At 55.5% G+C, this 13,768-nt stretch carries 12 protein-coding genes; 5 read left to right on the top strand and 7 right to left on the bottom strand.

Annotated elements, in window-relative coordinates; genetic code table 11:
* Positions 1 to 12: 12 nt before the first annotated feature.
* The 6 genes from WCS52_09530 to WCS52_09505 all read right to left on the bottom strand — a co-directional run bounded on the left by WCS52_09530 (position 13) and on the right by WCS52_09505 (position 7,231).
* Entirely contained in the window at positions 13 to 2,388 is a 2,376-nt protein-coding gene (locus tag WCS52_09530; protein MEI6167423.1) for a glycoside hydrolase, read from the bottom strand.
* Positions 2,385 to 3,542, bottom strand: coding sequence for a uroporphyrinogen decarboxylase family protein (locus WCS52_09525; protein MEI6167422.1), 1,158 nt, complete (start codon positions 3,540 to 3,542; stop codon positions 2,385 to 2,387). Before WCS52_09525 ends, WCS52_09530 begins: the two co-directional genes overlap by 4 nt.
* A gap of 28 nt (positions 3,543 to 3,570) precedes the next feature.
* Positions 3,571 to 3,999 carry a GTP pyrophosphokinase gene (locus tag WCS52_09520; GenBank protein ID MEI6167421.1) on the bottom strand — a complete coding sequence of 143 codons (429 nt, stop codon included), beginning with the start codon at positions 3,997 to 3,999 and terminating at the stop codon, positions 3,571 to 3,573.
* 101 nt (positions 4,000 to 4,100) lie between these two features.
* Complete coding sequence (locus WCS52_09515) at positions 4,101 to 5,138, bottom strand: hypothetical protein (GenBank protein MEI6167420.1); 1,038 nt, start codon at positions 5,136 to 5,138, stop codon at positions 4,101 to 4,103.
* A 34-nt stretch (positions 5,139 to 5,172) separates the two neighbouring features.
* The gene (locus WCS52_09510) at positions 5,173 to 5,724 is read right to left on the bottom strand and encodes a hypothetical protein (protein ID MEI6167419.1); all 552 of its coding nucleotides are present in this window, start codon (positions 5,722 to 5,724) and stop codon (positions 5,173 to 5,175) included.
* A 283-nt stretch (positions 5,725 to 6,007) separates the two neighbouring features.
* Positions 6,008 to 7,231: a mechanosensitive ion channel family protein gene (locus WCS52_09505; protein MEI6167418.1), complete on the bottom strand. Its 1,224-nt coding sequence runs from the start codon at positions 7,229 to 7,231 to the stop codon at positions 6,008 to 6,010.
* A 273-nt stretch (positions 7,232 to 7,504) separates the two neighbouring features.
* On the opposite strand from WCS52_09505, the gene WCS52_09500 reads away from it, so the two are divergent.
* The 5 genes from WCS52_09500 (at position 7,505) to WCS52_09480 (ending at position 12,865) form a co-directional block, all read left to right on the top strand.
* Complete coding sequence (locus WCS52_09500; protein ID MEI6167417.1) at positions 7,505 to 8,629, top strand: DegT/DnrJ/EryC1/StrS family aminotransferase; 1,125 nt, start codon at positions 7,505 to 7,507, stop codon at positions 8,627 to 8,629.
* 15 nt (positions 8,630 to 8,644) lie between these two features.
* Entirely contained in the window at positions 8,645 to 9,718 is a 1,074-nt protein-coding gene (locus tag WCS52_09495) for a Gfo/Idh/MocA family oxidoreductase (GenBank protein ID MEI6167416.1), read from the top strand.
* 2 nt (positions 9,719 to 9,720) lie between these two features.
* A complete protein-coding gene (gene nagB / locus WCS52_09490) occupies positions 9,721 to 10,506 on the top strand; it encodes a glucosamine-6-phosphate deaminase (GenBank protein ID MEI6167415.1) in 786 nt (261 codons plus the stop codon).
* An 83-nt stretch (positions 10,507 to 10,589) separates the two neighbouring features.
* Positions 10,590 to 12,374, top strand: a complete 1,785-nt coding sequence (locus WCS52_09485; protein ID MEI6167414.1) for a cation:proton antiporter — start codon at positions 10,590 to 10,592, stop codon at positions 12,372 to 12,374.
* Between the two features lie 149 nt (positions 12,375 to 12,523).
* The gene (locus tag WCS52_09480; protein MEI6167413.1) at positions 12,524 to 12,865 is read left to right on the top strand and encodes a LacI family DNA-binding transcriptional regulator; all 342 of its coding nucleotides are present in this window, start codon (positions 12,524 to 12,526) and stop codon (positions 12,863 to 12,865) included.
* A 182-nt stretch (positions 12,866 to 13,047) separates the two neighbouring features.
* Here WCS52_09480 and WCS52_09475 read toward each other — a convergent pair whose 3' ends face one another.
* Positions 13,048 to 13,701, bottom strand: a complete 654-nt coding sequence (locus WCS52_09475; protein ID MEI6167412.1) for a leucine-rich repeat domain-containing protein — start codon at positions 13,699 to 13,701, stop codon at positions 13,048 to 13,050.
* Positions 13,702 to 13,768: the final 67 nt, after the last annotated feature.

The raw sequence follows: 13,768 nt of genomic DNA, 5'->3' as shown, positions 1-13,768 counted from the left end.
CCAGGTCATCCCCTATCGAAGCGCGGTTACGGGCAATCCTTCAACGCGGCTTCCCAGCGCCTGAATGCTCACGCCATCCGGCAAAGTGAACGGCGTTTCACCAAAGTTGACGGTGACCACGACCCCATTCGCAAAGCGAGTCCGCTGGACGGCATGGTTCGGCGTCAACCACTCGTGGGAGAGCATCCGGGAATACCCGGTCGCCCGGGCCACAGGGGTGGCCGCCTGGTAACTCTGCACAAACCGGTCCTTATTCGCCTCCCATATCTTCCGATCAAACATGAACATCGGCGGCGTGCCATAGAGGGTATTCCAAAGATCGCGCCGATCCCAGAGTACCGGCAATTTATTGTTATAGTCGCCCCAGTACCACTGGGCCACCACGCAATCATGATAGACCAGTTCCCAGAGCGGCAACCGGTAGAAATGGCCGGTTTGGAATTTGGCAACCTGCGCCGGAACCTCATCCCAGATCCGCATCATGTCCCGGCCCGAGTCGGGAACGCGGTAGGGCCCCAAACTGAGCATCCCCTCGAAGTAATCGACCCATGGCACGGCCGCGTCATGGCCCGTCTCACTCCCGCAGACCAGGCCACACCCCTGGCTGACGTACCGGAGCAGATCCATCTTATAGCGCTTGCTCTCCGTACGCGTCAGGGGGTGCTTCGGGTGATAACATTCCCGCCAGGGACTGGCCGTCGTGGTGTCAATAAACCGGCACCGGTAGGGATGGGTCTTCAACTCCGGAGGAATACGCCGCGTGGCATACTCCACAGCCTGCCGGTCGCAGAGCGTGCCACAGGGCAGCATCTTGCCATCCTTCGTTTCGACTTCCCATCCGCGCACCCATTCCCCGTTCGCCCCCACCATGAGGTCATCGTTCGTCCACGCCTCACTCGTCCAATCAGAATGGAGCCACTGGAGATAAGGAAAATTAGCCGGGTTCATGGCGTCCTGATAAATGTCGTAACGACTGGTCAGCACGCCGAGTTCGTTCAGGGCCTTGATCTGGTCAGGTGGCAGGGCGCTGCTCCATAGGATGCGCCGGATACCGAGGGCCTGGAGTTCGCGGCACCAGGAAGTGGCTCCCTTATCCCAGCACCAGATATTCACGGCCCCGACCAGTTGATCCACCGCAGGGACGGCCTTACGCTTTTCGTCCAACGTCTTGAGAAGGCCGGTCTTCCTGGCATAGTCGCGATAGCGCCCGGCCATGGCGACATAGCCGCCACGGTCCACAAAAACATATCGGATCACGCGTTCCGGGCCGAATTGCTGCTTCTGAGACTCCCACCTGGGAACGAGTCCGAGCAGGCTGTTATGCCGGGAAATGGCGACCGACGCGTCATCCGGTGTTTCAATGATCGCCATCCAGCCCGAATCCCCCTCCGTCACCCCATACCACGGCATGCAAAGCCCATGCCCGCCATACAAGTGGTAGCTCATTGAGGGGAGTGACTCATCGTCAACCGGATAACTGATGCCCTCGTTGACGGGAAGAATGAGCACATGCCCCTTGGCGGAGGCGAACGGGGCCGGCCACTCGAGCAGGGCATCCATCTCGCCCTCGGCACGAAGGGTGATGACCATCTCAGGTGAGTCACCGTCCAACCGGGCCGTTACGGCGATCTCACGAAAGGACATGGGATCAAGTAATTTTAAACGGAGTTCCTGTCCACGCGCCTTTGCCTCAAGAACGACCAGGGGGGCGTCTCCGACATGTTGGGCCCAGGTCCGGTTCAGACGCCGATCGTTCACAACAAAGGTGCCGTCTGCAGTATGGAAGGTCACTGCCAACGAGGCATTCGCGAGGCTCACCTCGGCGGGCAGGCCGTGCGGGCGCAGCGCGGCGAGGTTGCCCTGCCGCACGAGGACGAAATCATCACACCAGATGGTCGCGGGGCCATCCCCGATGAGGCGGGGCTGGATGGTCGTGACTCCCGGCGGAATGATGAAACGGGATCGCAGGAGATGCCAGGCTTTCGTTGCGCGAGTCGTCCGCCCGCCAAATGCCCAGTTGATCGTCGTGCCGGACGCATTCCGAGTGACGGCACTGAGGATAGCATTCCCTTCACCCTGGACTCGAACCCAGGCCGTCAGTTCAAAAATCTCTCCAGGTTGCACCTCGAGATGGGGCGGCTGACTGAGGCTCCAATCTTTCTGCCCCGTGTGCTCGATACGAAGGGCTTGAGTTCCACCATGGTGTTCAAGGGGATCAATGACCGCGCTGACGGCTCCGGTATCGCGCGCCCACAGTTGGTTCCAGCCGTGAGTCTCCTGCTCAAACCCCCCATTCACGAGCAGGTTCGTCCCTCCGGGCGTCCCTTGCGCCAAGGCCATTCCGCACGTCAGTTTCAGGCAACACAGAAGGATAAGGACACGGTTCATAGGTAGTTGCCGAATTCCCGGCAGGTATTGTAGACCGCCTCCAGATTGGCCATGGGAACGCAGGGCGGCAGATTATTTCCTTCGCGAAGAATGAACCGACCGCCTTGCATGATCCCTGTTTCCAGAATGCGCCGGGTTTCACGGGCACACGAATCCGGGGTTCCCTCACGCAAAATCATAATTGATGGCCCCCCTGAAATTTCCACGGCAGGCCCAAGGGCCTGGCGCAATTGACCAAAGTCAACGGGGAACCCGGTATCAAACGAGGTCACCCCCAATTCCCTGTTGATCACGGGAAAATGGCGGGTCGCATCTCCACACAGGTGAATGCAGCGCTGTCCATCCGCCGCGCTGAGACTGTTAGTGGCATCATAGAAGCGGGCATGCACCGGCAACACCAGGTCCCGGTACATCTCACTACTGATAAGCTGGATCGAGTCGTCCGCAAACCAGGTCCAGTCGGACTTCTTCCACCCCCCGCACAGGTCTGCCAACGCCCGATTCCGAATCAGCACGTCATCAACCAGTTTATCCAGCAGCAGTCGCGCCCTTTCCGGCTCGGCGGCCAGAATCGCGATCCCATCCGCACCGAACAAGGTGGCCACGGCCGTCACGGGCCCGTCGAAACCCAGGCTGTAATCCCCTACCGTTCCTTTGCGCCCGAGATAGGTGAAGGTTTCCGCTTCACGGACCAGCCGACCATGAAACTCCAGGCGGTCCTTCAACCAGGGGTTCGTCAAGGGGGGTGAGAAATCCCGCTTCAGAAACGCATCCATATCATCAAACGTATAGGCTGGCCGGACACTGGGTACCTGCCCTTCGTCGAAGACGACCTCTCCCCCGAAATAGGCGCCGTCATAGATGTTCTGGTTATCGACATAAAAGTTCCAGGATTCAGGAAGCGCCACAGCGGAATCGCAGGTCCGGTTCAAGGTGGTGGCCACATATTCGTGAAAACGGGACTGAATGATCAACGTAACGCGCGGTTCATTGAAATACTGCTGATAAGTGAACCCTTCCGGGTTCAGCACGGGATTAAGCATGATAATCCTCGGATTGACGCCCCACGTCAGCGGCACGCGTATTGGCTTATGCGCCCGATAGGCATCCCAGACCGCCTGCTTCTCTTCATTGGTTGGTTCGATGTTTTTCATAATTCCTCTATCCCATTTATTTATTGGCTCAGGAGAAATCCCTGCCCGTTAGAAACCTGTATGCCTTCTGGTAGCGGATCATCCGCTCATTATCCTTTTCGGCAAGACCATGAATCCGCCGGAACTCCATGTTGTCCTCGAGGTCAGCCACCTTGATCTTCCTGGCAAGCGCATTCCCGGCGGCCCGCTCAATATAAACCTCATAGGGCTCCTCTTTCCGGTGAGTGAGTCCGTCAACCGCATCAAGCACAAGCCGGGAGAAGCCGGATTGAGCAAGGTCCTCAAGCGTGACGGCGCTGTCCTCAACCACATCATGCAGGATAGCGACAACCCTTTCATCCTCACTGCTCATCTTCATCATGATCCGGAGTGGATGAAGAATATAGGGTCCCCCGAGCCTGTCAGTCTGCCCGGCATGCGCCCTCACGCCAATTTCCAATGCTTTATCGAGATTCATCAAGTTCGGGCCTTCGCATGAGTCAATCCTAATGATTTTTGAGGAACAGCGGCGAGACGCCGCTGCCACTCTACAACACACCCCTCGGAGGTGCCTTTAGGCTATTTTTCAACAATAAACTTTTTGGTGGCGGCATTGAATTTGATCTTATCGCGGTTTGTTCTATACCAGTTGGCCAACTCTTCATTGGTTCCATAGAAATCTACCATCTTGAGAACGGAGGAACGCATCTCGCCATTGTTTCCGTAATTGCGGGAAGCGGGATCTACCAAACCATCGCAAACACATTCCAAGGCATCCTTATGCCCGAATTGCATGGCCACCATGGCCATGTATCGTTTGTTAACAGGATCCTGGGCCCTGCTCCGCTGCCAGGCTTCCACGATTGCCGCCGGCATATTATCGATAGGCAAATCCTTGATTTCAGAATAGGTCCAGTACTTGTTGTGCCCATAGATGAAGTAATCACGCAGCAACGGATAACTGGCCGGATCCCGGAGAGAGGCTACGGCGGAGATCCATTCCGTCGGCAGGTAGTCCGTCTTATTCTTCAATTCCGCAAGCAGCGTCCCCCTGGCATCAGGCTCCCACCCCATCCGCGTCACCACTTTAACCAGATTATGCTGAACGGGCAGGGTTTTCAGAATGAGTTCCTTGTTCTGATTGTCAGCCAGCCGGCAAATGGCGGCTTCCAGGTGATAATTCCCGCATCCTTGAGAGCCATTGAGCGCATCCACCAGATACTGGAGGTTAGTGGAGCCGACCCTCGCGAGCATTCCCACCTGAATATCTGAATCACCGAATGTATTCTGCCCTTTCGAAGCTTTCACAATTTCACTGATGTACTGACCGATCTGGGCCTCCGTCGGGTTCGCCGGCAGGGTAATACCCCGAAGCGTATCAACATTCGCTTTCTTGAGGACAAAGCCAGAGTCGTCATCAGACGAAAAAGAACTTTCCGGCGGCAGGGCTTTTTGGTTCCTCATGGCCGACAACTCGGATGCTATTTTATCCAATGACGCGTGAATCGCACTGAGCTCTCTTAAGATCGCCTGGTCGGTGGAATTCGTGTCATCTTGTCCGGCAAACGAACTCACGCCCGCGCCGCCTACGATTAATGCCATTATCAGTCGTTTCACTGTCAGCCTCCCGGATAGTAATATTCTTTATAACCTATTTACGCCGTTGATTAAACGAAATGTCATCAATAAAGCAATTCTCGTAATTCCACGGTTTTTCGCCCCCGCCCGTGACCCACAACTGGAGATCCATGTTTTCGCCGGCATAGGCGGTGAGATCAAAGTCACACTTTTTCCAACGCAGTCCATCAAGCACATACTCGCTGATCTTGGCCCCGTTCACATACAATTGAAGCAGGCAATCGCCGTGGATACTCCCGCCCGCAACGACCGTGAGAATGGGCGTCTGGGATGACACCGTACCCTTGAATTTCATTTTAGCCGATTCCGTTGGGGAAACGGGATGCATCTCCAGGATCCCGACATGTGCGCCAACGGCTTCATAATGGGGCCGGTTGCTGTACTTATCTGGAGTCATGTCTCCCTGACGCCAGGCGCCTTCATAACTTGCCGAAACTTTCCCATCACCGGTCAGTGCATCTCTTACCAGAATCTGCCAGTCATTGCACCATGGCTCGTAGACCGGCGCTTTCGTACAGGCGGCGGCGAGGAGAAGCAACGTGACGCCAACGATGTATTTATTCATACGATTTCCTCTTTCTCATGACCCGATTGTCTGCCCCTTGGCGCTCCGGTTCAAACTGTTTTCCTGGGGCCACCGACACCCTTTCCTATGGCCCATGCTCCCCCGGTTACAGCCAGGGGAGGAATCGGCCCGTATGGGACCAATAAGCCGCGTAATCAGGAAATTGCGTCCGAAGAAGTCGTTCTTCCCGTTTTGACGGAGCAAAACCCTCCATTAATAATTCAATCCAGAGTAGTGCTCAAGCCTGATACCAAGGATTGAGCATTGGAAAGGCGCCGATTCCTTATGAAATGCTGGGCGCATCCTGTTTCAAGAAAACCGTCTGGGTTGGAAAGGCAAAGTGAATGCCCTCCGCATCAAACCGGCGTTTAAGATCCAGATTGAACATCTGCATGGCCTGCAGGTATTCCTTGTAATCGGTCGAATTAAACCAATGCACAATCTGGATATTCAGCGATGAATTTTCGAACTTATTGAAACTAACCAGCAGGTCTTTCGTACGGGGATGGGTGCCAAAGATTTCCTCGACGATATGGGTCGCCCGCTGAATCTGTTCCACCGACGTGTCATAGGTAAGGCCGATATTCATGACCGTCTTGATGTTCGGCCGCTTGCTGACATTGGTGAGGCTGGCATTGGCCATTGTCCGGTTGGGCACCACCACCAAATGCCCATCCTGATTGCGGATCCGGGTACTGCGCATCCCGATGCCCTCCACCTCCCCATCAATCGCTTCGAACTGAATGCGATCCCCGATCCGGAAGGGCTTGTCAACAAACAGCGCCACCGCACCGAACAGATTCGAAAGCGTGTCCTGTGCCGCCAACCCCACCGCCAGCCCTCCGATGGACAGGGAGGCCAGCAGCCCCGTCACGTTCATGCCGAGATTCTGTACGGTCACCAGCACGGCGACGACCAGCACAAACCCCTTTGCGGTTTTACGGATGACGGGAAACAGGTGCATGTCGAGCACCGCCTCACCCGCGGCCAGAACCCGGTTCTGCCAGGCCTGCATGCCCACATCCACTAGCCTCAACAGCAAATAGGTAATGGAGCCGGCCACAATAATCTTCAGACCGTTGGAAATAAACGTCTCAGCCCATTGCGGCCAAGAGAATACGCGCAGTCCAATATGTAAAAGGACTACAAGGGTAATCACCTTAACGGGCCCATGCGCCAGATCGAGGATGAAATCATCGATATCGGTCCTGGTTTTTTCCACGAGCTTCCGCAACTTGGCCTGAACCAGGTAATCCACACCCTTCGAGGCATAAAACGCCAGCAGCACATAAAGGATCGCGGCCAGATATTGCCAGAGGGGATTGCCCATCATCCTGCCCTGCAACCAACAGAGACGGTCAAGCCCGAAGGTCAACCAGACATTTGACGCCCCCGCCTCCACCCCAGTGGCAAGATTCGTGGTCGCCTCAGCCGCCCATACACTCACCGGCATAACCCCGAAAACCACAACAGATAATTTTAATAACCCGGAAAAACACTTGAACATAACGACCCGCTCCTTGTAACTCTGGGACTCTTCATCAAAACATGTGGCGCATTCCTACACCATTTAGAAGCGAGTACGCAAGCGGGTTGTCACATGCGGCCAATAACGTCTTTTTTCACTCATTATCACCCGTTTGGGAGCTCCGAAACCCGTCAAGTCTATCACATATGTTAAATAAAGTTGAAAATTCCGTGCAATACACCCTGTCAGATGATAATTATGTCCCCTGTTTTGAGAAAAAAGTGAAACAACCAAAAAGAAAGAGAAGCGCAAATGAATGTTCCATTCTACGGTCACGTACGCCAATACAACAACATCAAGGCTGAAATTGACGCCAACATCAAGAAGGTCATTGAGAGCGGCGAGTATGTCCAGGGGCCCATGAACAAGCAGTTCGAGAAGGAATTTGCAGCGTTCAGCGGGACCAAGCATGCCATCGGCGTCGGCAACGGCACGGATGCCCTCTGGCTGACCCTTATGGCTCTCGGAATCGGCAAGGGGGATGAAGTGATCACCAACGCCAATACCTTTTTCGCCACCGCCGAAGCCATCTGGATCGCCGGCGCAACCGTCGTGATGATCGACTGCGACCCCAAGACGAAGTGCATCGACCCCGCGAAGATTGAAGCCGCCATCACCCCCAAGACGAAGTGCATCATGCCCGTCCATCTGTATGGTCAATGTGCGGATATGCCGGCCATCAAAAAGATTGCCGACAAACACAAGCTGTATGTCATTGAAGACAATGCCCAGGCGATTGATGCCGCCGGCGACACCTTCAAAATCGGCGAGTTGAGCGATGCGGTGGCGACCAGCTTCATCATCCAGAAGAACCTCGGCACCTTCGGTGACAGCGGTGCCATCGTCACCAACAACGACAAAATCAACACCACGACCCGCCTGCTTCGCAGCCACGGTTCACCGGCCCGCAACGTTCACAGCTTCGGCTTCAACAGCCGTCTGGATGACATCCACGCCGGGATCCTGAGCGCCAAGCTCAAGCACATCCACGAGTGGAATAACAACCGCATCAAGCTGGCCGAGCGCTATACCGCCGGCCTGAAGGGCGCCAAGGCCTTCGACCTTCCTTACCAGAAGCCGGGCTACCGTCACGTGTGGCACCTGTATGTCATTGAAGTGAAGGACGCCAAGAAACGCGACGAATTCGTCAACTGGCTGGTCAAGAATGGGGTGGACGCCAAAACGCATTACTCCATCGCCATCCACCAGCAGGCCGGTTACCCGTGGGGCAAAGACGCCCGCATCGTCGGTTCCCTGGCCAATGCCGAGAAGAACGCGGCCACCTGCATCAGCCTGCCGATGTTCCCTGAACTGACGACCGATGAAGTGGATCACGTCATCGCCAAGTGCATGGAGTGGGACAAGGCCAACGCCTAAAGGACATTACTATCCATGGGAAAACAATACACAGCAATGGTCGTTGGTGCGGGAAAACGCGGCATGCATCATGCCACGGCCTTCCAGGCGAATCCCCGCTTCAAAGTGACCGGCCTGTGCGATATTGATGCCTCCAAGCTGGACGCTGCCGCCGCCAAAATCGGCGGTGGCGTCAAAACCGGCACGGACGTCAACGCACTGGCAAAAGAGCTGAAGCCGGACGTCTTCTGCTTTTGCACGATGCCCAACCTGCGCATCCCGATGTTGAAGGCCGCCATCGAAGGGGGGGCCAAACTGATTGCCTTTGAAAAGCCGGTCGCCCTGACGAGCCATGAATTGCTCATCATCCGCGATATGCTGGCCAAGGCCGGGGTGAAGGCCGTGGTGAGTCATCAGCACCGGTACGGGGTCCATTATCGGAAGGTCAAAGAGATCATCGCCAGCGGCGCCCTGGGCCGTGTTCACACGGTGTACGGCTATGCCACCGGCTGGATGACACATATGTTGTCGCATCTCATTGATTACACCCGCTGGTATAATGATGAGGCCGACGCCACCTGGGTGATGGGTCAGGCCGCAGGACGCGGCAAACTGACAGATAACCATCCGTCCCCGGACCACATCGCAGGGTTTGTTCAGTATGCCAACGGGGTACGCGGCATTTACGAGTGCGGCGCCGGGGCTCCTGACCAGCCTGAAGTGGCCAAATGGTGGGGCAAGTGCCGCATGGGCGCCCAGGGAACCGAAGGGTTCGCGGAAGTGCTCACCAACGGCGGCTGGCGCGCGGTCACCAAACGGGACGGTTACCAGAGCGGCGAAGGCGTCATGAACTATGACCTGGATATGCCTCCTTATATCCAGGACATGGCCGACTGGCTGGACGGCATCAAGCCGCATCCCTGCCAGTTCGAAAGTGCCTTCAAAGGGGCCGAGATCATGTTGGCCATGCAGCAATCCGCCATCCTGGGCGGGCAGATTGCCCTTCCCCTGACCACGGGAATGGATGAGCAGGATGGGTTCAAAAAGGGTTTATCCGACCGCAAGGTTCTGGTATCTTCCGAGGTGAATGCCAAGGAATACAACGTTTAACTATGGAAATTATTATTCAACCTGATAGTGACGCGGCGGCCTTGATGGTCGCCCGCGTCATTGCCCGCGAGATCCGGCGTAAGCCGGATCTTGTTTTAGGCCTGGCCACCGGCCGCACCATGGAATCCGTCTACGGGCATCTGGCCCGCATGCATCAGGAAAATGGGCTCAGCTTTGCCAGCTGCCGTACCTTCAACCTGGACGAATATATCGGAATTCCTGCAGAGCACCCCTGTTCGTACCGGCACTACATGAACCTGCACCTCTTCAACAAGATCGATATCAACCCGAAGAATACCTACCTGCCCAATGGCACCGCCCCTGATTTGACGGCCGAATGTCACCGCTATGAGGAGGCCATTGAAGAACGGGGCGGCATCGATATCCAGATTCTGGGGATCGGACATGATGGCCATATCGGCTTCAACGAGCCGCTCTCGTCCCTGCGCTCCCGCACCCGCGAAAAGGCACTGACCCTGTCCACGCTTCAGGCGAATTCCGCCATGTTCGGAAATGACATCAACCAAGTCCCCCGCCGTGCCATTACCATGGGCGTGGGTTCCATCCTGGATTCTAAACGGGCGCTGATGCTGGTCACGGGCGCGAGCAAAGCGTCGATCCTGGCCAAAGCCACCGAGGGCCCCATCACCTCCATGGTGACGGGGTCAGCCCTGCAGCTGCACCCCCGTTGCACGGTCATCACCGATGAAGCCGCCGCCACGAACCTGGAAGGGCTTGACTACTACCGTTGGATTTTCGCCAATGAACCGGAATGGCAGAATTTCTGACCACTTGCAGCGTTATTAGTTATCGGTTATTAGTTAGCAGGATTAATTTCAGCAACCAATAACAGATAACCAATAACCGTTTTATGGGAAGCATTGATCTCGTTCTGACCCTGACACTGGGGTTAACCATTGCCCTGATTCTGGGGTATGTCATGCAGCGGTTGCGCCTGCCCACCGTCGCAGGCTACCTCCTGGCGGGAATTGTGGTCAGTCCCAGTACTCCCGGGATGACGGCCAACCCGGAATTAGCCGATCAACTAGCCTCCGTCGGCATCATCCTCCTGATGTTCGGGGTAGGCCTCCAGTTCAATTTTAAAAAACTGATGGGGGTCCAGCGGCTGGTTCTGCCGGGGGCCGTGATCCAAAGCCTGACGGCGGCCGCCCTCGGCACGCTGGCTGCCATTCTTCTGGGATATGACTGGAAGGCCGGTCTGGCCTTCGGATTGGCCATCTGTGTGGCCAGTACCGTCGCCCTGACCCGGGTGCTCTCCGACAACAACAAACTCCACACCCCGGTCGGCAATATTGCCGTCGGCTGGCTCGTGATTGAGGACCTTTTAACCGTTCTGATCATGGTGCTACTGCCGGCCATTTTCGGATCAGGGCCCGCCGGCATCACCGCCCTCTCGTGGAGTGTGGGGGTATCGTTATTTAAGATCTCCCTCCTGATCTTAATCGCGTTTTTCCTCGGAGGGTGGCTGATTCCCTGGTTATTACGGCATGTGGCCGCCACCCGCTCCCGCGAGTTATTCACCCTCACCATTCTGGTAGTGGCGCTGGGGATTGCCGTCTGCTCCTCTTTGTTCTTTGGCGTCTCCATGGCGCTGGGAGCTTTTCTGGGAGGCATGGTGGTGGGCCGTTCCGATTTCAACCTGCGCGCCTCCACCGAGGCCCTTCCCCTGCGCGACACGTTCGCGGTGTTGTTTTTTGTCTCGGTGGGCATGCTATTCAATCCCCACCATCTCCTGGAATTACCGGGCCTTTGCCTTGCCGCGCTGGGACTCGTGCTCATTGGAAAACCTCTGATTGCGGCCTCAGCCATCCTGCTGCTAGGGTATCCGACGCGCATCGCCTTTTCCATGGCCGTCTCACTGGCGCAGATCGGGGAGTTTTCGTTCATCCTGGCCAGCCTGGGAAGCCAGCTTGGCTTGCTCCCCCCGATGGCAGGCAATGCCCTGGTGATGACGTCGATTCTCTCGCTCATGGTCAATCCCCTGCTCTTCCGGCTGGTTGATCCTGCCGAGCAGTGGCTTGCCCGCCGCCCCCGCCTCTGGCGGTTCCTTAACCGGCGGGCCAATCAGCGGAACGACCAGGTGGACACCCACTCTCCCACCGAAGCCGATCGCACCCCCCCGTCCCATCGCGCGATCATTATCGGATATGGCCCCGTCGGACAGACGCTGACCCAACTCCTGCGCAAGAACAATATTTCGACGACGATTATCGAAATGAACCTTGAGACGGTCGATCACCTGCGGGCGCAGAACATCACAGTGATGTACGGGGATGCCAGCCATGTGGAGACCCTGAAGCGGGCCGGTGCCGCACGTACGGCTACGTTGATATTAAGCGCCCCGGGCATTGCCACCGCCCCCGACATCATCCGCCATGCGCGGGAATTGAATCCCGACATCCACATTCTGGCTCATGCCGGCTATCTGAAGGAATTACATATGCTGCATACCGCAGGCGCCAACCATGTATTCTCCGGGGAAGCGGAGGTCGCCTTTGCGATGACGGCCTCCATTCTCCGGCAACTCGGTGCCTCGCCTGACCAGATCGATCGCGAGGGCGATCAGTTACGCCTGGACCTGTTGGACCAGAAAAACCACACTAAAAAGTTTTTCTACGACCAGAACACCGGATAACCGGTCTCGTCATCGCTTTCTACACAATAGCCTGGACTGGCTGCTGCGCCGAAGGATCAAGGGACATAAAAATCCGCCCTTGCTGTTTATTTCAGCCTCCTCACCCAATCCATTGACATCAATTACAGCCAATGTTATGCGTGTTGTGCATGAATTCGCAAGTTTCCCTTAAAGATGTTGCCCGAGTTGCTGGCGTCGATACATCCACCGTTTCGCGCGTTCTCACCGGGAAGGCGGCCAAAGGCCGAATCGCCTCAACCACGCAAGCTCGCATCCGCTCTGCGGCCAACCAACTGGGATACGTACCTAAACCGCTGATCCTTTTCTCCAGGGCTGCAGCGCTAGTCCCGGAACCGCTACCGGTGGCCGACGTCGTGCCTCCAGTCTCCGAGGTGGCAGCCGACGTCCCGGCGGCTGAAGCGGCTAGTGAGCTCCTCCCAGGCACCAATGCCGGCGGGACGCCGGCATCCACCTTGGGGGTTTCCCCGTGAGTGTTTGCCATAGTGAAATATTGGGTGGTAATTATCTAATAGGTAATATGAGCAAAAGTGAGCTAACCAATTCTTGCAGAATAAATTACCGTACTTATGAAGGTGGATGTAACGTTGGAATCAAAATCCCGATGTAAACGGAATACGACATTTGAAATCGTTTTTTAAACCGATGTATCAGATCAATTCGTCCAACAGACGCGGTAATAGCGGTTTGGAAACTTTGCCCAGTTTGTGTCGCTAAAATATAAATTGTCACTGGAAAGAGCATTGGTTTTCAATGGAGTCCAGGAAGAAGTGGAAAGGTTCGTGCAAGCTTTCACCACGGCTACCATGCCACTCGCCCAGTTGACGTTAAATCCAAATTGGTTTGTGTGAATACCGAAACTATAGTCTCCGGTTATCTGAGGATTCCAGAGTGCGGTTGGGACGTTGCCGAATGAAGATCCCCAATTTGTTTTTACAGGTAAGAAATATACAATCGTATTTATAGGGCCATAATTTTGAAAAAGAGAGTCACCAAAGACAGGAGCGTGTCCTTTGAAATACAATGCAATGAGTTTAGAATCGTACGAAAAAGCAGCATAACCGATGTTGACAACGCTAAATGGAATTATAATGCTAACTAAATTATCACAATTGCCGAAAGCGAAATCCGAAATATCAGTAATGCCTTCTGGAAGAATGATGTGGCGCAGGTTTCGACAGTAAGTAAACATATAGGGGGGAAGACGTGTGATTCCCTGGTTAATTACAACATTGGTTAAACTAGAGCAGGCATAGAATGCGCCGTCACCAACGCTGACTAAACTTCCTGGAATTACAATGCTAGTCAAGGTTGAACAGTCCCCGCCAGCCATTAGCCAATGCAACAGCATTGGCTAATGGAGGCGGTAATCTTCA

The sequence above is a fragment of the bacterium genome (assembly GCA_037128595.1).
Taxonomy (GTDB): domain Bacteria; phylum Verrucomicrobiota; class Kiritimatiellia; order CAIKKV01; family CAITUY01; genus JAABPW01.
The sequence above is the reverse complement of the archived record's forward strand: the minus strand, read 5'-3'. Positions and strand labels throughout refer to the sequence as shown.

Coding starts and splice junctions, on each gene's coding strand:
- WCS52_09530 (MEI6167423.1), bottom strand. CDS start 2,388: ATGAACCGTGTCCTTATCCTTCTGTGTTGCCTGAAACTGACGTGCGGA.
- WCS52_09525 (MEI6167422.1), bottom strand. CDS start 3,542: ATGAAAAACATCGAACCAACCAATGAAGAGAAGCAGGCGGTCTGGGAT.
- WCS52_09520 (MEI6167421.1), bottom strand. CDS start 3,999: ATGAATCTCGATAAAGCATTGGAAATTGGCGTGAGGGCGCATGCCGGG.
- WCS52_09510 (MEI6167419.1), bottom strand. CDS start 5,724: ATGAATAAATACATCGTTGGCGTCACGTTGCTTCTCCTCGCCGCCGCC.
- WCS52_09505 (MEI6167418.1), bottom strand. CDS start 7,231: ATGTTCAAGTGTTTTTCCGGGTTATTAAAATTATCTGTTGTGGTTTTC.
- WCS52_09500 (MEI6167417.1), top strand. CDS start 7,505: ATGAATGTTCCATTCTACGGTCACGTACGCCAATACAACAACATCAAG.
- WCS52_09495 (MEI6167416.1), top strand. CDS start 8,645: ATGGGAAAACAATACACAGCAATGGTCGTTGGTGCGGGAAAACGCGGC.
- nagB (MEI6167415.1), top strand. CDS start 9,721: ATGGAAATTATTATTCAACCTGATAGTGACGCGGCGGCCTTGATGGTC.
- WCS52_09485 (MEI6167414.1), top strand. CDS start 10,590: ATGGGAAGCATTGATCTCGTTCTGACCCTGACACTGGGGTTAACCATT.
- WCS52_09480 (MEI6167413.1), top strand. CDS start 12,524: ATGAATTCGCAAGTTTCCCTTAAAGATGTTGCCCGAGTTGCTGGCGTC.